The sequence below is a fragment of the Streptomyces africanus genome (genome assembly GCF_002150735.1).
Classification (GTDB): domain Bacteria; phylum Actinomycetota; class Actinomycetes; order Streptomycetales; family Streptomycetaceae; genus Streptomyces; species Streptomyces africanus.
The window spans coordinates 1-18872 of the sequence record NZ_MUKA01000320.1; the positions used below are offsets into that span (position 1 = coordinate 1).

20 protein-coding genes are annotated in these 18872 nt (G+C 72.2%); 11 read left to right on the forward strand and 9 right to left on the reverse strand.

The window, feature by feature from the left end; genetic code table 11:
* From CCL05_RS33145 to CCL05_RS33155, 3 genes are all read right to left on the reverse strand, one after another.
* The coding region (locus CCL05_RS33145) for a hypothetical protein (RefSeq protein ID WP_143589987.1) at window positions 1-235 on the reverse strand (235 nt) is incomplete at its 3' end.
* A 60-nt stretch (window positions 236-295) separates the two neighbouring features.
* Entirely contained in the window at window positions 296-487 is a 192-nt protein-coding gene (locus CCL05_RS33150; protein WP_086564355.1) for a DUF397 domain-containing protein, read from the reverse strand.
* The gene (locus CCL05_RS33155; RefSeq protein WP_086564356.1) at window positions 484-1359 is read right to left on the reverse strand and encodes a helix-turn-helix domain-containing protein; all 876 of its coding nucleotides are present in this window, start codon (window positions 1357-1359) and stop codon (window positions 484-486) included. The genes CCL05_RS33150 and CCL05_RS33155 overlap by 4 nt, the downstream gene beginning before the upstream one ends.
* Before the next feature lie 175 nt (window positions 1360-1534).
* Here CCL05_RS33155 and CCL05_RS33160 point away from each other — a divergent pair, with 175 nt between their 5' ends.
* Window positions 1535-2416 carry a hypothetical protein gene (locus CCL05_RS33160; protein ID WP_167409661.1) on the forward strand — a complete coding sequence of 294 codons (882 nt, stop codon included), beginning with the start codon at window positions 1535-1537 and terminating at the stop codon, window positions 2414-2416.
* A 10-nt stretch (window positions 2417-2426) separates the two neighbouring features.
* Here CCL05_RS33160 and CCL05_RS33165 read toward each other — a convergent pair whose 3' ends face one another.
* Window positions 2427-3341: a DUF3027 domain-containing protein gene (locus CCL05_RS33165; protein WP_086564357.1), complete on the reverse strand. Its 915-nt coding sequence runs from the start codon at window positions 3339-3341 to the stop codon at window positions 2427-2429.
* Between the two features lie 282 nt (window positions 3342-3623).
* Here CCL05_RS33165 and CCL05_RS33170 point away from each other — a divergent pair, with 282 nt between their 5' ends.
* From CCL05_RS33170 to CCL05_RS33185, 4 genes are all read left to right on the forward strand, one after another.
* Entirely contained in the window at window positions 3624-5057 is a 1434-nt protein-coding gene (locus CCL05_RS33170; RefSeq protein WP_086564370.1) for an MFS transporter, read from the forward strand.
* Window positions 5058-5141: 84 nt separating this feature from the next.
* On the forward strand, window positions 5142-5615 hold the full coding sequence (locus tag CCL05_RS33175; protein WP_244204487.1) for a DUF2771 domain-containing protein: 474 nt from the start codon (window positions 5142-5144) through the stop codon (window positions 5613-5615).
* A 14-nt stretch (window positions 5616-5629) separates the two neighbouring features.
* Window positions 5630-6409 (forward strand): futalosine hydrolase, encoded by a 780-nt coding sequence (locus CCL05_RS33180; protein ID WP_425275962.1) that lies wholly within the window; start codon window positions 5630-5632, stop codon window positions 6407-6409.
* A complete protein-coding gene (locus tag CCL05_RS33185; protein ID WP_086564360.1) occupies window positions 6399-7247 on the forward strand; it encodes a 1,4-dihydroxy-6-naphtoate synthase in 849 nt (282 codons plus the stop codon). Before CCL05_RS33180 ends, CCL05_RS33185 begins: the two co-directional genes overlap by 11 nt.
* A 31-nt stretch (window positions 7248-7278) precedes the next feature.
* Here the strand turns inward: CCL05_RS33185 and CCL05_RS33190 are convergent, their stop codons facing one another.
* Window positions 7279-7662, reverse strand: coding sequence for a cold-shock protein (locus CCL05_RS33190; RefSeq protein ID WP_010035896.1), 384 nt, complete (start codon window positions 7660-7662; stop codon window positions 7279-7281).
* A 163-nt stretch (window positions 7663-7825) separates the two neighbouring features.
* Between CCL05_RS33190 and CCL05_RS33195 the strand changes: the two genes are divergently transcribed.
* The gene (locus tag CCL05_RS33195; RefSeq protein ID WP_010035898.1) at window positions 7826-8074 is read left to right on the forward strand and encodes a hypothetical protein; all 249 of its coding nucleotides are present in this window, start codon (window positions 7826-7828) and stop codon (window positions 8072-8074) included.
* Here the strand turns inward: CCL05_RS33195 and CCL05_RS33200 are convergent.
* Window positions 8053-8676, reverse strand: a complete 624-nt coding sequence (locus tag CCL05_RS33200; protein ID WP_086564361.1) for an HAD family hydrolase — start codon at window positions 8674-8676, stop codon at window positions 8053-8055. The genes CCL05_RS33195 and CCL05_RS33200 overlap by 22 nt on opposite strands.
* A gap of 61 nt (window positions 8677-8737) precedes the next feature.
* The gene (locus CCL05_RS33205) at window positions 8738-9760 is read right to left on the reverse strand and encodes a hypothetical protein (protein ID WP_086564362.1); all 1023 of its coding nucleotides are present in this window, start codon (window positions 9758-9760) and stop codon (window positions 8738-8740) included.
* Between the two features lie 129 nt (window positions 9761-9889).
* Here CCL05_RS33205 and CCL05_RS33210 point away from each other — a divergent pair, with 129 nt between their 5' ends.
* The 3 genes from CCL05_RS33210 to CCL05_RS33215 all read left to right on the forward strand — a co-directional run bounded on the left by CCL05_RS33210 (window position 9890) and on the right by CCL05_RS33215 (window position 13031).
* Entirely contained in the window at window positions 9890-12424 is a 2535-nt protein-coding gene (locus CCL05_RS33210) for a helicase C-terminal domain-containing protein (protein ID WP_086564363.1), read from the forward strand.
* Between the two features lie 187 nt (window positions 12425-12611).
* Window positions 12612-12743 (forward strand): hypothetical protein, encoded by a 132-nt coding sequence (locus tag CCL05_RS47190; RefSeq protein WP_279629951.1) that lies wholly within the window; start codon window positions 12612-12614, stop codon window positions 12741-12743.
* 99 nt (window positions 12744-12842) lie between these two features.
* A complete protein-coding gene (locus CCL05_RS33215; protein WP_086564364.1) occupies window positions 12843-13031 on the forward strand; it encodes a hypothetical protein in 189 nt (62 codons plus the stop codon).
* On the opposite strand, the gene istB is transcribed toward CCL05_RS33215, so the two are convergent.
* Window positions 13009-14271, reverse strand: a complete 1263-nt coding sequence (gene istB, locus CCL05_RS33220; protein WP_107400547.1) for an IS21-like element helper ATPase IstB — start codon at window positions 14269-14271, stop codon at window positions 13009-13011. The genes CCL05_RS33215 and istB overlap by 23 nt on opposite strands.
* 199 nt (window positions 14272-14470) lie before the next feature.
* Between istB and CCL05_RS33225 the strand changes: the two genes are divergently transcribed.
* Window positions 14471-16114, forward strand: coding sequence for a DNA repair helicase XPB (locus tag CCL05_RS33225; RefSeq protein ID WP_086564366.1), 1644 nt, complete (start codon window positions 14471-14473; stop codon window positions 16112-16114).
* Window positions 16115-16147: 33 nt separating this feature from the next.
* Here the strand turns inward: CCL05_RS33225 and CCL05_RS33230 are convergent, their stop codons facing one another.
* A complete protein-coding gene (locus CCL05_RS33230) occupies window positions 16148-16336 on the reverse strand; it encodes a hypothetical protein (protein WP_086564367.1) in 189 nt (62 codons plus the stop codon).
* 293 nt (window positions 16337-16629) lie between these two features.
* Here CCL05_RS33230 and CCL05_RS33235 point away from each other — a divergent pair, with 293 nt between their 5' ends.
* A complete protein-coding gene (locus CCL05_RS33235; RefSeq protein ID WP_086564368.1) occupies window positions 16630-18672 on the forward strand; it encodes a HelD family protein in 2043 nt (680 codons plus the stop codon).
* The last annotated feature ends 200 nt before the right edge of the window (window positions 18673-18872 follow it).

Here is an 18872-nt window from a genome sequence, read left to right on the forward strand (position 1 = left end):
CCGGCACCCCGGCCCGGGCCGCCGCGTCGGCGGCGTTCTGCGCGAGCTCGACGACGAGCCGGTCCCGGTACCCGCCGAGGACGAGATCCTCCTCGGCGTTGGCGTCCTCACGGAACCGGGCGGGGCTGGTGGCCCAGGCGTCCAGCACTCCACGCCGCAGACGTGCCGTACCGAACGGATCGGCACCCTCGGCGGCGGGCCGCACGAACTTGCTGCTCACGTTCCTTCTCCTCATCGACGAGAGGACGAAGGTACCGCCTGGGGGCCGGGGCTGCGCGCCCCGTCCGGCCCGGGTTCAGCTCCCGGAGGCGAACGTCACGAAATCCGCCCATGCGGCGGGGGCGACGGCGAGCCGGGGGCCTTCGGCGTGCTTGGAGTCGCGGATGTGGATGGTGGCGGGGGTGGGGGCGATCTCGAGGCAGGAGTCACCCTCGCTGCCACTGCTGTAGCTGCTCTTGAACCACACCAGGTCTATGTTGCGGATCATGTTTCCCCCAGCAGTTGGTCGATGAAGGCCGTCGACTCACGTGGAGTGAGAGCCTGCGCCCGGATGATGCCGTACCGCAGTTCCAGGATACGGAGCTGCCTCGGTTCGGAAACCGGTCTGCCGTTGGCCACCACTGGCGAACGGCCCACCGCCGAACCATCCTCGAACTTCAGCACCTCGATGCCACCGTCCACACCGGCGTGCTCCTCGCGGTCCATCGGCATCACCTGAAGCTCGACATTCCGCAACTGTCCTGCCTCAAGCAGGTGTTCCAGCTGGCGGCGCAACAGCGCCCTGCCTCCCAGAGGACGCCGCAGCGTCCACTCCTCCAGGACGAAACTGACCTCGGGCGCCGGATCCCGTTCGAAGACGGCCTTGCGGGCCACGCGCGCGGCGATGAACCGCTCCACCTCCTCCTCGGTGTACGCGGGGCGCCGCATCAGGAGCAGCCCGCGTGCGTACTCCGGCGTCTGCAACAGCCCGTGGATGTTCAGCGGGTCGTAGAGCTGCAGCTCGACCGCCTTGGCCTCCATCTGCGCCAGGTCCCGCACCTTCTTGGGATACCGGACCTTCTTGACGTCCTCCCACGCCGCCGCGATGAGCCCACCCGCGCCCAACACCTCGTCGGCCTTGATCAGATACTCCTGGCGAGGGATCCGCTTCCCGCCCTCGATCTTGTAGACCATGTCCTCGCCGTACCCGACGGCCGTCCCGAACTCGGCGGCCCGGATCCCCACCGCCTCCCGCCGCAGCTTCAGCTGCCGTCCGACGGTGGTGATGACAGCGACGCCCCACTCGTCGTCCGGGTCCACCTCCCACCCCGGCTCGTCCGCCTCGGTCCTGAGCCGCCCCGCCTCTGCATCGACCGTCATGCCGTACCCCTCCGTCGTAGTCATCCCAAGGACCACAACGGTGGAAGAACCTCACCAAACTCCACCCTTGGCGCCCGCTCACCCGCCCGGGTGAACATCACCAACTCGGTCGGCGTGGCGCCTGGTTGTCGGCCCTACTCTCGGCGCGACCCCGACGAAAGGCCTGACACCCCCCATGGTCAGCTCGCCCCACGAGGCGATGCACCACATCTTCCAGGACCACCCCGGGCTGTTCTCCCGGGTCTCCGAAGTGCTGGGCATCGACTTCGCCCCGCCCACCTCGGTCACCGTCCTGCCCACCGACCTCACCGAGGCCCGCCCGCTCGAACGCCGCGTCGACACCCTGCTCCGGCTGGAGACCGAGGACGACGAGCCGTTACTGCTCGCGGTCGAGGCGCAGGGCAAGAAGGACCCGGACAAGCCCGCGAGCTGGGCGTACTACGCCTCGTACCTGCTCACGAAATACCGGCTCCAGCCGCTGCTCCTGGTCGTCTGCCAGGACCGCGCCACCGCGGAATGGGCGGCGCGCCCGGTCAGCTTCGGCCCTCCTCAGTGGCCCCTGCTCACGCTGCGCCCGCTGGTCGCGGGACCGCACAACATGCCGGTGCTCACCGACCCGGCCGAGGTACGCAAGGACCTCGCGCTCGCCACGCTGTCGGCCATCACCCACGTCAGGCACCGGGACATCGGGGCCATACTCAAAGCAGTGACAACCGTCCTGCGGGACACACCGCACCCCATCGCCGACCCGATCGTCGAACTCATCGCACAAGGCCTGGGCAAGCACCCGGCCGCGGAAATGTGGAGGAACCTGGTGGCCGTGGACCTGTCCTTCTACAAGTCGTACATCTCCGAGGAAATCCGCGACGAAGGCCGTACGGAGCGGGCCGCCCAAGACGTCCTGGAGGTTCTGGACGTCCGGGGCATCGACGTCCCCGCAGCGGTCCGCGAGCGCATCGTCAGTTGCGGTGATCCCGAGACTCTGCGCCGCTGGCACCGGCGTGCCGTGATCGCCCCCTCCGCCGAGCAGATCTTCTCGGAGGAGCAGGACGAATAGGCGAGGGCGGCTACGAGTGCCCCAGTTCCTCCGTGTCCTCGTCCGCCGTCGCCGGGACCGAGCCCGAGTCCGAGGCCGGGCGGAGGGGGAACGGGTCCACGCGGGTCTCGTCGATGACCGGCGGGGCCGGCTGGGGCGGCTTGGGCATGATCGCCGCCTCGGAGTGGCCGCCGCAGCCGTAGGACAGGGAGACGACGCGGCCGTCGGCCGGGGAGAACTCGTTGGCGCAGACGCCGAAGGCCTGGCCCAGGGAGCCGCCGATACGGAGCAGGAAGCCGCAGCTCACACAGGGGGCGGGGGCCGCCTGTGCCATCGGGGTCTTGGGACCGAACGCTTCCTCCCAGCGGTCGGCGGCGATGTGCAGGCCGTAGCGGGACAGCACCCGGGCACGGCGCACGCCGAGTTCCTCGGCCACCGCCGCGATGGAGCCGCGGGCGGGGACGGCCAGGGGCCCCGCCGTGACCTCCGCGTCCTCGGCCTCCGCCAGTGCGGCCATCTCGTCGGAGACGACGGAGTTCGGCGGCGGCTCGTCCTCGCCGGTCCAGCCGGGCTCCAGACGCAGGTCCTCCGCGTCCGTGGGCAGCAGATCGCCCGGGCCCATGTCGCCGGGGCGCAGCCGCTCGCTCCACGGCACCCACTCCGGCGCGAGCACCGCGTCCGGGCCGGGCAGCAGCACCGCCTCGTCCACCGTGACGATCTTCGCCCGGGACGCCCGGGCGACCGTCACGGCCCAGCGCCAGCCCCGGTACCCGAGCTCCATGCACTCGAAGAAGTGCGTGACGACGCGGTCCCCTTCGGAGACCAGCTCCACGTGCTCGCCGACGATTCCTGGTGCCGCGGCCTCCTCGGCTGCGGCGCGGGCGAGGTCGACGGCCTCGGCGCACAGACGGTCAGGGGTGCGGCTTCGCGTTGTCGCTGCGCTCACAGGTATCGCTTCTCTCCATACGCCGTCTCACGTGTGCGCCACTCCCAGCGCAGGGGGCGGACGGAGCGGACCGGGGGACCGCGTCGACGTCCTTCATCCATTTTGCGGGATGGCTGAGATAGGCACGCTACCCTTCCGCCCCACTTCGCGTACACCGACGGTCCTGACCGACGCCCCGGACCACCATGCCGACCGGGCCCCCGCAACCCGGACAGTCACCCCACAGGCCCTATACAAGCGGCAATGGCACTACCCACGGCCATCTCGGGGCACTATGACGTCGTGGCAGCCGCGAGGACGCCCCAGGGCGCCACCGGGACCGGTGGGCCGAAACGGGTCAAGGGAAGCAGCCGACTGAGCGGGCAGGGCCGTCTGAGCGGCCCTCTCCGTGCGGTCGGCCGTGCCCTGCACCTCCCGTTCACCGGTACCGCCCGCGGCATCCGCAAGGCCACCCACGCGCACGGCGCGGGCGAGTCCGGCCTCGGCAAGCTGATCGAGCTGCACGGAGTGAACGGCGCCGGGGACGTGATGATCACCGTCGCCCTCGCGTCGACGGTGTTCTTCTCCGTGCCGACCGACGAGGCCCGCGGCCGTGTCGCGCTGTACCTCGCGATCACCATGGCGCCCTTCACCCTCCTCGCGCCGGTGGTCGGCCCGCTCCTCGACCGCCTCCCGCACGGCCGCCGGGCCGCGATGGCCGGGGCCATGCTCGCCCGGGCACTGCTCGCACTGATCCTGTCCAGCGCGGTCGTCAGCGGCAGCCTCCAGCTGTATCCGGCGGCGCTCGGCGTCCTCGTCGCGTCGAAGGCCTACGGGGTGGTCAGAAGCGCCGTCGTGCCGCGGCTGCTGCCGCCCGGCTTCTCGCTGGTGAAGGCCAACTCGCGCGTCACCCTCGGCGGGCTCCTCGCCACCGGCATCGCCGCGCCGATCGGTGCCGGACTCCAGCAGGTCGGCCCGCGCTGGCCGCTCTACGGCGCCTTCCTGATCTTCGTGGCAGGGACGTTCCTGTCGTTCACACTGCCGCCGAAGGTCGACTCCGCCAAGGGCGAGGACACCGCCCTGCTGGCCTCGGACGAGGAGCACCTGCACGGGCCGCACCGCCGTCCCGTCAAGCGCCCCGGGCTGCGCACGGTCGGCCCGGCCGTCACGCACGCCCTGGCCGCCAACGCCGCCATCCGCTGTCTCACCGGATTCCTGATCTTCTTCCTCGCCTTCCTGCTGCGCGAGCACCCGGTCTCGGGCCAGAGCGCCGCCGTGTCCCTGGGGATAGTGGGCGTGTCGGCGGGCGCGGGCAACGCGCTCGGTACGGCCGTGGGGGCGTGGCTGCGGTCCCGGGCGCCGGAGATCATCATCGTGACGGTCCTGGCGTGCGTGCTGGGCGCGGCGATCACGGCCGCACTGTTCTTCGGCGCGGTCCTGGTGGCCGGCCTGGCCGCGATCGCCGGCTTCGCGCAGGCCCTGGCCAAGCTGTCCCTCGACGCGCTGATCCAGCGGGACGTGCCCGAACTGGTCCGCACATCGGCCTTCGCCCGCTCCGAGACGCTCCTGCAGATGGCCTGGGTCCTGGGCGGGGCGGTCGGCATCGCGATGCCGCTCAACGGCACGCTCGGGCTGGCGGTGGGCGCCGCGATCGTCGGCGTGGGCTGGCTGACGACCGTGCGGGGGCTGGTCTCCTCGGCCCGGCGCGGGGGTGCGGCACGGCCGCGCGTGGCGTAGGAGTACGGCCGCGCGTGGCCAGGCGTACGGGCACGCCGTACCCCGCGTGGGCGGTCCGGGCTGCGGGCCAGATAGCCTTCGCCCATGACCAGGTTGCAATCCGCTGTGCGACGCCGCCGCGCCGTCGCCGCCGCCGGCGTCGTGTCCGCCGGACTGCTCGTCCTCTCGGCCTGTGACAAGCCGACTCCGATGGCCACGGTCACCGTGGGCCAGGATTCGGTGAACTCCGAGGCCACCTGTGGCGGCGAGGGCGATGCCCTGAAGCCGTCCGATCTCAACCAGTGCCTGAAGGACAAGGGCATCAAGAGCATCTCCGTCGACCCGGACGAGACCGTGCGCTTTGGCGTCGACCCGGAGATCGCGGACGAGGGCTGGACGATCCTGATGAACGGTCAGCCGCTGACCGACTCCAGCACGAAGACGTACCGCACCATTCCGGGCAGCGTGTTCTTCAACGCGCAGTACGGGGCGCAGGGCGACTCGACGCTGGTGTCCATCAAGGAGGGCAAGAAGGACGCGTCGGGGCTGTGGAACTTCAAGCTGGAGAAGAACGCGTAATCGCTGCCGCTGGGCTGGGCAGGGTGCTTGTCGCCACCGCGGTTCCTGTTGAACGGGACGCGGTGGCAGAGGCGCTTGGGGAGCTGTCGCCAGGGTTCGTTGAAACGGCACTCGGCGTTGCAGGCCGTGCCCACCCGTTCCGCCCCAGCGGAACGACTGCCCACGGCGGTAGCGGGGCGGCTGCCCACGGCGGTGGCGGTAGCGGCATCGACGTCGTCGCCGTCGGTGTGGGGCCCGGGCTCGCCGCCGCCTCCACCGCCTCCGTGCTCACCGCCGCCGCCCTCGAAGGCACCCCCTACGACCTCGTCGTTTCCGCCGGGATCGGTGGGGGGTTTCTGCCGGAGGCGCGCGTGGGATCACTCGTCGTCGCCGATGAGATCGTCGCGGCCGATCTGGGGGCCGAGACCGATGACGGGTTCCTGTCGGTCACCGAGCTCGGGTTCGGGAGTGTGCGGCATCAGCCGCCCGCGGACCTCGTACGGCTGGTCGGCGACGCCGTCGGGGCGCCTGCCGGGGCCGTGCTCACCGTGTCCACCGTGACCGGGACCGCCGAGCGGGCCGCCGCGCTCCGGGAGCGTCACCCCACCGCCCTCGCGGAGGCCATGGAGGGTTTCGGGGTGGCCGAGGCCGCCGCCGTGCACGGGGTGCCCGTGCTGGAGGTGCGGGCGATCTCCAATCCCGTCGGGCCGCGCGACCGCGCCGCCTGGCGTATCCCGGACGCCCTGGCGGCCCTCACCGAGGGTTTCGGGAAGCTCGTGCCCGTACTGGAGAGTTGGAACCGGCATGACCAGTGAGCAGCTGAAGATCGCCTACTCCCCCTGCCCGAACGACACCTTCGTCTTCGACGCCCTGGCCCACGGCCGCGTCCCCGGCGCCCCCGCCTTCGACGTGACCTTCGCCGACATCGACATCACCAACGGCATGGCCGAGCGCGGCGAGTTCGACGTGCTGAAGGTGTCGTACGCCGTGCTGCCGTACGTGCTGGAGCAGTACGCCCTGCTGCCGTGCGGAGGCGCGCTGGGGCGGGGGTGCGGGCCGCTGGTGCTGACGCGGGAGCCGGATGTCGACCTCACCGGCCGTACGGTCGCCGTGCCCAGTGAGAAGTCCACCGCCTATCTGCTGTTCCGGCTGTGGGCCGCGGACACGGTGCGCGACGGGGTCGGCGAGATCGTCGTCATGCCGTTCCACGAGATCATGCCGGCCGTGCGGGACGGGAAGGTCGACGCGGGGCTCGTCATCCACGAGGCGCGCTTCACGTACCGGAACTACGGGCTGCACAAGCTCGCCGACATGGGCGAGCACTGGGAGAACACCACCGGGCTGCCGATCCCGCTGGGCGCGATCATCGCCAAGCGGTCGCTGGGCGAGCAGAAGCTGCGGCTGCTCGCCGACTCCATCCGGACGTCGGTGCGCGCCGCCTGGGACGATCCCGAGGTGTCCCGGCCCTACGTCATGGAGCACGCCCAGGAGATGGACCCGGCCGTCGCCGACCAGCACATCGGGCTGTACGTCAACGAGTTCACCGCCGACCTCGGCGAGGACGGCTACGCCGCCGTACGCGGGCTGCTGACACGCGCGGCGGCCGAGGGGCTGGTGCCGCCCCTCGGCCCGAACGCACTCGCTTTTCCCTGAGGGTTTGCCTGAGGATTTTCCCTGGCGGGTGTCACACGTCCAGCTGGTCGGCGACCGCGCGCAGCAGGCCCGCGATCTTCTTGCCGGCGGTCTTCTCGGGGTAACGGCCCCGCTCCAGCATCGGCGTGATGTTCTCCAGGAGGGTCGTCAGATCCTGGACGATGGAGGCGAGCTCGTCCGGCTTCTTGCGGGTCGCGGCGGCGACGGAGGGGGTCGGGTCCAGGATCGTCAGGGACAGCGCCTGGTCTCCGCGCTGTCCGGCGACGACGCCGAACTCCACCCGCTGTCCCGGCTTGAGCGTCTCGACTCCGGCGGGGAGGACCGAGGAATGGACGAAGACGTCGCCGCCGTCGTCACGGGAGAGAAAGCCGAAGCCCTTCTCGCTGTTGAACCACTTGACCTTGCCGGTAGGCACGTCTGTCCTCGTCCTCGTACTCGTCGGAAAACTGCTTCTGGAAACGGCTCTTGATAGCACTCGGGCGGGTCGTACGACCCGCCGGTACCAAGGCTAATGCTCTTCAGGCCGGTGACAAGACGTCACCCGGTTGTTCCTTCGCGCTGGGAACTACCCTGGTCGGGTGCGTGACAAAACCCAAACGAATTCCGCCGCGCCCGGTGACCGTCTGGTCCGTGCCGGTGCCATCGTCTTCTTCATCGGCGCCGTGGCCACACTGGTCACGGTCGCCCCGCTGTTCCTGGGGACGACGCCCTTTCCGACGTACATGTTCGGTCTGAGCATGCTCATGGCGGTCGGATTCCTGATGGCCGGCGCGGGAGTACTGCGTTCCGTCGCGGCGGGCCGGCGTCAGGCGCGTGCGGGACGGTAGTCCGAAAACCACCCGGGGAATTCCGTCAGGCCGGTGAGGACGACGTCCGCGCCCGCCGCGCGCAGTTCCTCCGCGGGGCAGGGGCCGGTGGCCACCGCGACCGACAGCGCGCCGGCCGTCCGGGCGCCGCGCACGTCCCCGACGTGGTCGCCGACGTAGACCCCCGCGTCGTACTCGCGCAGCGCCTCCGCCTTCTGCTCGGCCCACAGGTCACCTATGACGGCGTCGGGCTCGATGCCGAGGTGGGCGAGGTGCAGCTTGGCGTTGGGCTCGTACTTGGCCGTGACGACGATCGCGCGTCCCCCGGCCTCCCGTACGGCCGCGATGGCCTGCCGGGCGCCGGGCAGCGCCGGGGTCGCGGTGATGGCGATCGTCGGGTACATCTCCCGGTACAGGTCCGCCACGGCCGCGATCTCCTCGGCCGGGAACCAGTTGATCAGCTCCTCGGCCAGCGGCGGCCCGAGCCGTGTGACCGCCAGGTCGGCGTCGATGTACGTTCCCGTCCGCTCGGCCAGTGCCTGGTAGCAGGCGCGGATGCCGGGGCGGGAGTCGATGAGGGTCATGTCGAGGTCGAAGCCGACGGTGATTGCCATATGGGCCATTGTGCCCAGCCGGTGTGAACGGCAGACGTCACCCTGTGATCGGCCGGCGAGAGCTGGTCGGCTAGCGGGAGCGCTGTGAGCGCCAGACCAGGAACAGTGCCGACGCCACCGCCGCGCCCCTGACCACCCACGGCCAGGTCTGTGCCACCGCGTCGTTCATATGGCCCTCGGCGATCGGGGTGCCCCAGCGGTCGTTCGTCCTGCCCCACAGCCAGAGGATGCCGGCCGCGACGGAGAGGCTGGGGAGGATCATCACCGCCCATTTCGTCTCCGCCGGGGTCAGGCGGCGTGAGGCGTAGGCGATGAGCCAGCCGAGGATCAGCACGAACCAGTTGCCGAGCACGGCGCCCGCGACGAGGAGACCGGCGGCGACGAGGAGGAGCGGGTTGCTCCAGCCGCCCGCGGGCAGGCCCGCAAGACGCCGGCGGGCCGCCTTGCCGGCCGTCTCCTCCGGCTCCCCGGCGACCTCCACAGCCGGGGCCGCCTCCTCGCCGGCCGCCGGCTTCTCCAGCTCCGGCTTCCTCGGCTTCGGCTGCTTCAGCAGGTCCGGCAGCTCCACGCCGCCCACGAAGCCCGGCACTTCGTCGCCGACGCCGAACGGGCTGCTGTCCACCCGCCACCAGTCCGGCTGGACGGCGCTGTCCCCGAGCTCGTGCCCGGCGGCCAGGTGCGGCGGGGCCGCGCGCCCGGCGGCGGGATGTGACTCCTCGGCGGGCCGGGCCGGGCGGGGACGCGGCACGACGCGCCGCAGGACCCCCTTCGGCCGCTCGCCCGTCTCCTCCGGCTCGCGGGCCTCGCGCTGCACGGGCACGGCGGCCGGGGCGCTCGGCGTCGTACCGCCGCCGCCCGTGCCCGTGCCGTCCGAGGCCGCCGCCACGATCTCGTCGGGGCTGCCGAGGCGGGACAGGATGCGGCGGACGGCGGCGGGCGAGTCGACGGTGGCCTTCGCGCGGCGTTTGTCGATCTCGTTGCGCAGGTCCGCGACCAGACGCATGCGGGTGGCCGACGACAACTGCCGCTGCTGGGCCACGTCCCCGACGCGGCTCAGATACTCGTAAACGACCTGGTCGCTCTCAATCCCCACGAAGTCCCCTCCGGGGCGTGTGCGTTGGCTGACGCCGTCGGTCGACGGTACCGCGAGTACGGGCGGGCGACCCACAGGCCCACGCACAGTCGCCCCGGCCGCCGGAGGCGACCCGCTACCGTGGACCGGATGAGCACCGAGGACAGGCCGTCGGCCCCCCGTTCCCTCGCGGAAGCGCTCCGCGGGCGGGACGACGTCTCGCTGGGCGCGCTCCTGCGCAGCCGTCCGGATCTCATCACGCCCGTGCCCAGCGACCTCACGCAGCTCGCGACCCGCGCCGGCACCCGGGCCTCGGTCGTGCGGGCCCTGGAGCGGCTGGACCGGTTCACGCTCCAGACGGCGGAAGCGCTGGCCGTGGCGGCCGATCCGGCGACGTACGACGAACTGCTCGGGCTCATGGCCGGGGACGACGCCGACCCGGCCGTGGCCGCCGCCCTGCCGCACGCCCTGGGCGTCCTGCGCGAGCAGGCCCTGGTCTGGGGCGGCGACGACCGGCTGCGGCTGGTCCGCACGGCCCGTGAGCTGCTGGCTCCCTCGCCGCAGCACCCGTCGCCGACGGGGCTCGGCCCGACGGTCCAGGAGGCCACCGCCGGGATGTCCCCGGGGCGCATCCAGGAGATCGTCACGGCCGCCGGGCTGCCCTCGACCCACGACTCGGTCTCCGCGGTGACGTCCCTGACCGAGCTGTTCTCCAACCGGCGCCGGATGGCCGCGCTGCTCGCCGGGACCCCGGCCGACTCCCTCGACGTGCTGGAGCGGCTGGTGTGGGGGCCGCCGTACGGGCAGGTCACGGCCGATCCGGCGCCCCGACTGCGCTGGCTGCTGGACCGGGGGCTGCTGCTGCCGACGGCGCCCGGGACGGTCGTGCTGCCGCGCGAGGTCGCCCTGCACCTGCGGCGGGGGCTCGCGCACCGGTCGCCGGAGCCGGTGCCACCGGTGGTCGAGGCCGCCGCCGTTCACCGTCCACAGGTTGTGGACAGCACCGCGGCCGGGCAGGCGTACACCGCGCTCGCGACCGTCGAGGAGCTGCTGAAGGACTGGGACGAGGGCGGGCCGGCGGTGCTGCGGGCCGGCGGGCTGAGCGTGCGGGACCTGAAGCGGACCGCCGTCGCCCTCGACGTGCCCGAGCCGGTCGCCGCGTTCTGGGTGGAGCTGGCGTACGCGGCGGGACTGATCGCCCCGGACGGGGAGGCCGACGAGCGGTACGCGGCGACCCCGGCGTACGACGAGTGGCGGGAGCTGCCCGCCGCCGAGCGCTGGTCGCGGCTGGTCACGGCGTGGCTTCCCGCGACCCGCACGGCCGGGCTGGTGGGCGGGCGGGACGCGAAGGACCGTACGCTGTCGGCGCTCGGGCCGGGCCTGGACCGTTCGGCGGCGCCCGAGGTACGGCACCGGGTGCTGGCGCTGCTGGCCGGGCTGCCGGAGGGCACCGCGCCGGCCGCCGAGTCGGTGCTGGAGCGGCTGCGCTGGGAGCGCCCCCTGCGCGGCGCCCAGCCCGAGGACGACCTGCGCGGCCGGCTCGCCCGGTGGGCCCTGTCCGAGGCGGAACTGCTGGGCGTCACGGGCAGGGGTGCGCTGTCGGCTCACGGCCGTGCCCTGCTGGGGGCGCCCGCGGCTCCCGCGAAGAGCCCGGAAGCGGAGCCCTCCGGTCCAGGGGACAAGCTCCCCGTCCACCACCGCCCCGCCCATGTCACCACCCTCTCCGCCACCGAACAGGCCGTCGCCTCCGCCGCCGCGGCCCGGCTGCTCACGCCCCTGCTGCCCGAGCCGCTGGACCACGTGCTGCTCCAGGCCGACCTGACGGCGGTCGCGCCCGGGCCCCTGCGGCGCCCGCTCGCCGACATGCTGGGCGTGCTGGCGGACGTCGAGTCCAAGGGCGGGGCCACCGTCTACCGCTTCACGCCCGGCTCGGTGCGGCGCGCCCTCGACGCCGGGCGGAGCGCCTCGGACCTGCACGCCTTCCTCGCCGCGCACTCCCGTACGCCGGTGCCGCAGCCGCTCACGTACCTGATCGACGACGTGGCCCGCAGGCACGGCCATCTGCGCGTGGGCGCGGCCTCGGCGTACGTGCGCTGCGACGACGACGCGGTGCTGGGCGAGATCCTCGCCGACAAGCGGGCCGCCTCCCTGGGGCTGCGCCGGCTCGCCCCTACCGTGCTGGCCGCGCAGAGCGACCCGGCGGGGCTGCTGGAGGGCCTGCGGGCGATGGGGTTCGCGCCGGCCGCCGAGTCCGCCGAGGGCGATGTGCTGATCACCCGCGCGCACGCGCACCGCACCCCGCCTCGTACGGCGCCCGAGCCGGTGCCGGACGGCCCGCCGGTCCCCGACGACACGCTCCTCACGGCGGCGCTGCGCGCCATCCGGGCCGGCGATCTCGCCTCCACCACCCCGCGCAAGCCCGGAACGGTTCCGGCGGTCGACGGCGAGCTGCCCCGCACCGGTTCCGCCGAGACCCTCGCCACGATGCAGGCCGCCGTCCTCACCGGCGAGGCCCTGTGGATCGGCTACGTCAACGCCGAGGGCGCCGCCAGCCAGCGGGTCATCGCCCCGATCCGGGTCGAGGGCGGCTTCGTCACGGCGTACGACCACACGGCGGACGAGGTCCGTACGTATCCGCTGCACCGGATCACCGGGGTCGCGGAGCTCGCCGACGACGCGGGCTGAGCCGCCGGGGGCTGATCGGGGCTGATCGGGGCTGGTCTCACCCGTTCGGGTGCACGCCGGCGTTCATGCACGCCACGCCGGGGATGTCCCACCCTTGGGCGACCTTGCCGGGCGTGCCGCATTCGGCCGTTCGCGCGGGGGCAGCCACCGGGTGTCCTGTGAGTCCTTGCCGAAAGGAAGTCCCAGCATGCGCGCTGTCCGTCGATTCGCCGCCGTCCTGGCCACCGCCGCCCTGATGACGTGCGGCGGGCTGGCCACTCCGGCCGCCGCGGTGAGCATCGATGTCGCCGGCCTCGTCCTCGAGACGCCGCAGGTCTGATCCGTCTCGCGCGCACCCATCGGGCCGGCTCCGGTGTCCCCGGGCCGGCCCGCGGTGGAGTGTGCCTCGTCGCTCGGTATGTGAAAGGCCCTGTCGCCCATGCGTGAAAAGTTCCCCGCCGTGGCCCTCTGCGCCGCCGCCCTCGTGGGCGTGCTCGCGCCCTCCGCCGCCGCGGCCCACGCGCCGCCGCTGCCCCTGCCGGCCGCCGGGGGCGAGCCCCTGATCACCGAGGGGGTCGGCATCGAGGGGCCGCTGATCAACAACGTCAGTCTGCCCACGCTGAAGTAGCGCGGCGCGTCCGGTAGCTGTCCCCGTCCAGCCGGACGAGCTCGGCGTGATGGGCGAGGCGGTCCACCATCGCCGCGGTGGAGGCGCCGCCGAAGACCTCGTCCCAGCGGCCGAGCGGGCGGTCACTGGTCACGATCAGCGAGGCGCGCTCGTAGCGGTGCGCGACCAGCCGGAAGAACAGCCCGGCGGCGGCCGCGTCGAAGGGCGTGTAGCCGACCTCGTCGACGATCAGCAGGGGGTGCTCGTCGAGCGCGGCCAGTTCCGCGTCGAGCCGGCCGGCGGCCCGGGCCTCGGAGAGCCGGGCGGCCCACTCTGCGGCGGTCGCGAACAACACCCGGTGCCCGGCCTGGCAGGCGCGCACGCCGAGGCCGATGGCGAGGTGCGTCTTGCCGGTGCCGGGCGGGCCGACGAGGACCACGTTGCCTCGGGCGGCGACGAACTCCGCCTTGCCGAGCCGGGCCAGAACCTCCCGGTCGAATCCCCGGGGGTGCTCCGGGTCGAAGCCCTCCAGCAGCTTGCGGACCGGGAAGCCGGCCGCGCGGATCCGGGCCTCGGCGTCCGCGTCGGGAACGGGCTGCCGGGGCAGGGCGGGGGTGGCAGCCGGGGCCTTCGGGCTCGACGTCTCGGGCTTCGAGGTCTCGGGCTGCTCGGCGGGGGCGGGGACGCTGCCCGCCGGCGAACGGTCCGCATGCCCGCGATCCGTGTGCCCGCGATCCGTGTGCCCGCGATCCGACTGTGCCGCCATCGGGCCCGACATGTACGCGAGGATCGCCGCCGAACCGATGAACGCCATGTGGATCACCGTCCCCCACAGCAGGGCGTGGTGGGAGGTGTGGTGGACGTCCACGAACATCTGGAGCAGATGGACGGAGGAGATGCCCACGATCGCCGTGGCGAGCTTGACCTTCAGCACGTTGGAGTTGACGTGCGAGAGCCATTCCGGCTGGTCACGGTGGCCCTGGAGGCCGATGCGCGAGACGAAGGTCTCGTAGCCGCCGACGATCACCATGATCAGCAGGTTGGCGATCATGACGACGTCGACCAGCTTGAGCACCGCGAGCATCACGTACGTCTCGGTGGCGTGCCCGCTCACGCACATCCGGATTAAGGTCCACAGCTCCTTGAAGAACTTGTAGACGTAGACGCCCTGGGCGGCCACCAGCCCGAAATACAGCGGGGCCTGGAGCCAGCGGGTGGCGAACAGGGCGTATCCGAGGGTGGTGGTCGTGGGGTTCCGCACGGTTCGCCATTCTTCGGGGCCGCCGTGGAAAAACTGAATTCACACCACACGTTGGGATGAAAAGGCATTCAGTAGGACCGGAACCGGTCCGGTCCGGCGCAGATCACACCCTCGGGACCGCGACGATCAGGCACACTGGACGTTTGGCCGAGTCGTTCGAGCCGTCCGAGCCGTCCGGCCGTGGGAAAGGGTGCCACGCGTGAATGGTCCGCTGATCGTCCAGTCCGACAAGACCCTGCTCCTGGAAGTCGACCACGAGCAGGCCGGCGACTGCCGTCGGGCCATCGCCCCGTTCGCGGAGCTGGAGCGGGCGCCGGAGCACATCCACACCTACCGGGTGACACCGCTGGGCCTGTGGAACGCCAGGGCGGCGGGCCACGACGCCGAGCAGGTCGTGGACGCGCTGGTGCAGTACAGCCGCTACCCGGTGCCGCACGCGCTGCTGGTCGACATCGCCGAGACGATGGACCGCTACGGGCGGCTCACCCTGTCCAAGCACCCGGCGCACGGGCTGGTCCTGACGACCACCGACCGTCCGGTGCTGGAGGAGGTCCTGAAGTCGAAGCGGATCGCGCCGCTGGTCGGCAACCGCATCGACCCCGACACGGTCGCCGTGCACCCCTCCGAGCGGGGGCAGATCAAGCAGACGCTGCTGAAGCTGGGCTGGCCGGCCGAGGACCTCGCCGGATACGTCGACGGCGAGGCGCACCCGATCGAGCTGGCCGAGGACGGCTGGGCGCTCAGGCCCTACCAGAAGCAGGCCGTGGAGAACTTCTGGCACGGCGGGTCGGGCGTGGTCGTCCTGCCCTGTGGCGCGGGCAAGACGCTGGTCGGTGCCGGGTCGATGGCGCAGGCGAAGTCCACGACCCTGATCCTCGTCACGAACACGGTCTCCGCCCGGCAGTGGAAGCACGAGTTGGTGCGGCGGACGTCGCTCACCGAGGACGAGATCGGCGAGTACAGCGGGACGAGGAAGGAGATCCGGCCCGTCACGATCGCCACGTACCAGGTGCTGACGACCAGGCGGAAGGGCGTCTATCCACACCTGGAGCTGTTCGACTCCCGGGACTGGGGCCTGATCGTCTACGACGAGGTGCATCTGCTGCCGGCGCCGGTGTTCAAGTTCACGGCGGATCTCCAGGCGCGGCGGCGGCTGGGCCTCACGGCCACGCTGGTGCGTGAGGACGGGCGCGAGTCGGACGTGTTCTCCCTGATCGGGCCCAAGCGGTTCGACGCGCCCTGGAAGGAGATCGAGGCGCAGGGCTACATCGCGCCCGCCGACTGCGTCGAGGTCCGGGTCAATCTGACGGACGCGGAGCGGCTCGCGTACGCCACGGCAGAGGCGGAGGAGAAGTACCGCTTCTGTGCGACGACGGACACCAAGCGGAAGGTCACGGAGGCGATCGTCCGGCGCTTCGCGGGGCAGCAGATCCTCGTCATCGGCCAGTACATCGACCAGCTCGACGAACTGGGTGAACACCTCGGGGCGCCCGTGATCAAGGGCGAGACGTCGAACGCGCAGCGGGAGAAGCTGTTCGACGCGTTCCGGGAGGGCGAGATCAGCGTGCTCGTCGTGTCCAAGGTCGCGAACTTCTCGATCGACCTGCCGGAGGCGACGGTCGCGATCCAGGTGTCCGGCACGTTCGGCTCGCGCCAGGAGGAGGCCCAGCGGCTGGGCCGGGTGCTGCGCCCCAAGTCCGACGGCCACCAGGCCCACTTCTACTCGGTGGTCGCCCGGGACACGATCGACCAGGACTTCGCCGCGCACCGGCAGCGCTTCCTGGCGGAGCAGGGGTACGCGTACCGGATCATGGACGCGGACGAGCTGCTCACGGAGAGCTGAGGCGGGCGGGCCGTTCGCGGGCGGTGGGGCCGCTCACTTGCGGCGGACCACGCCCACTTCCTCGCCGTACTGGCCGAGGATGACCACGTCGAAGGCGGCGCCCGCGAACACCTTGACGGCGCGCAGGGCATCGCCGAGGCGGTGCCGGTGGCTGCCCGCGACGGCGGTGGCGCCGGGTGGGCGGCCCGGTGCCGGGGCGGGGGAGATGGTTGCTGCGCTCATGTCTCCATGGTGCGTTTCCGCACGTAAAGTCCGCGTCGGCCTGAGGACCGAACCCGCGTACTCCTCCCGTACGCCTGTGGACCGACACCGGCCCCTCAGGGAGGAGGGCCTCGTCCCCTAGGGGACGGAAACGGGACGAGAAACGGGGGACGGGAAAAACCGTTGGCGGTCGCCTCCCCCGCTCCTCTAGGATCTCCGCTCTTGCCCGCCTCCCTCACGGAGTGCCGCCGACCGGACGGAAACCGGCCGGCATCTCACCGCCAACTCTCAGCAGGTCCTCCGGAGGCACCCCCTTGTCCACGCCCGTCGACGACCCGCTCTCCCGTGAGCGCTCCCACCTCGCCGCCTCCCGTTCCGCCCTGCGTGCCATGCGCGAGGGCGTCGAGGCCCTCGACATCAGCGACGTCACCGCGAACTGGGTCAACGCGGAGGTGCTGGCCCACCAGATCGAGGAGCGCATCAAGGCCCTGGCCGACCTCAGCGACACCCCGCTGTTCTTCGGCCGGCTCGACTATCTGCGCGCACCGGGCGCCGAACAGGCCGAGGGCGCGGAGGGGGAACGCTTCTACATCGGACGCCGCCATGTGCACGACCACGACGGCGACCCCATGGTCATCGACTGGCGCGCTCCGGTCTCGCAGCCGTTCTACCGGGCCTCCAAGAAGGACCCGATGGACATCGCGCTGCGCCGCCGCTTCGGCTACACGGGCGGCGACCTCACGGCGTACGAGGACGAGCACCTGTCGGACCCGGACGAGGCGGCGCGCACTAGCAAGCTGCTCCAGCAGGAGATTGAGCGGCCCCGCGTCGGCCCCATGCGGGACATCGTCGCGACGATCCAGCCCGAGCAGGACGAGATCGTCCGGTCGGGGCTCTCCGGCACGGTGTGCGTGCAGGGCGGCCCGGGCACCGGGAAGACCGCCGTCGGCCTGCACCGGGTCGCCTACCTCCTCTACGCCCACCGCGAGCGCCTCGCCCGCACCGGCACGCTCGTCATCGGACCGAACCGGTCCTTCCTGCACTACATCGAGCAAGTGCTGCCGGCGCTGGGCGAGTTGACGGTGCGACAGGCCACCGTCGAGGACCTGGTGGCGCACGTGGAGATCAAGGGGACGGACGACGCGACGGCCGCGGTCGTCAAGGGCGACGCCCGGATGGCTCAGGTGCTGCGCAGGGCCCTCTACTCGCACGTCACGATGCCCGCCGAGCCGGTCGTGGTCGTGCGCGGCTCCCGCCGCTGGCGCGTGGCGGCGTACGAACTGGAGGACATCGTCCGCGAGTTGCTGGAGCGCGACATCCGCTACGGCGCCGCCCGCGAGGCCCTGCCACAGCGCATCGCGCACGCCGTGCTGGTGCAGATGGAGCGGTCGGGGGAGGCGCCGGACGACCGGGTGCAGGACGCGGTGGCCCGGGGCAGCGCGGTCAAGGCGGCCGTCAAGGCGGTCTGGCCGGCCGTCGACCCGGCGAAGCTGGTGCTGCGCCTGCTGTCGGACGCGGACTTCCTCGCCGAGCACGCGGAGGGGATCCTCGACGAGGAGGAGCAGAAGGCGGTGCTGTGGGCGAAACCGGCGCGCAGCGTCAAATCCGCCCAGTGGTCGGCCGCCGACGCCGTCCTCATCGACGAGGCCACCGACCTGATCCAGCGCACGCACTCCCTCGGCCACGTCGTCCTCGACGAGGCGCAGGACCTCTCCCCCATGCAGTACCGGGCGGTCGGCCGCCGCTGCACCACCGGCAGCGCCACCGTCCTCGGCGACCTGGCGCAGGGCACCACACCGTGGGCGACCCGGAGCTGGCAGGAGGCGCTGGCCCACCTGGGCAAGGCGGACGCGATGGTGGAGGAGCTGACGGCCGGTTTCCGCGTGCCGACGGACGTCATCACCTACGCCTCCCGGCTCCTCCCGCACATCGCCCCGGGCCTCACCCCGGTGGTCTCGATCCGCGACAACCCGGGCCACTTCGAGGTCAGGGAGGTCACCAGCACCGCCGACGTGGTCGACGCCTGCCGCGCGTCGCTGCGCCACGAGGGCTCGACGGGCCTGATCGCGGCGGACGCCCGGGTCCCGGAGCTGGCGGCGGCCCTGACGGAGGCCGGGATCGCCTACCTCGGCCCGGGCGAGGAGACGACCCGGGAGACCCGGCTGACCCTGGTCCCGGCGTCGCTCGCGAAGGGCCTGGAGTACGACTACGTGGTCCTGGACGAACCCCGGGCGGTGGTCGACGGCGAACCGGACGAACGCACGGGCCTGCGCCGCCTGTACGTGGCGCTGACGCGAGCGGTGTCGGGACTGACCGTCACGCACACAGGCCCGTTGCCGCCGCAGTTGATCGCCTAGCTGCGGTACTCGCTCAACGGCGGTGATCGCTTAGCTGCGGTACTCGCTCAACGGCGGTGATCGCTTAGCTGCGGTACTCGCTCAACGGCGGTGATCGCTTAGCTGCGGGCAGTCGTGCCGCCCCCAGTGGCTTAAGGGCCTGGGAGGTACCCCCGGGCCCTTAGGGCACTGGGGGAGGCACAACTGCCCGCAGGCTGAGC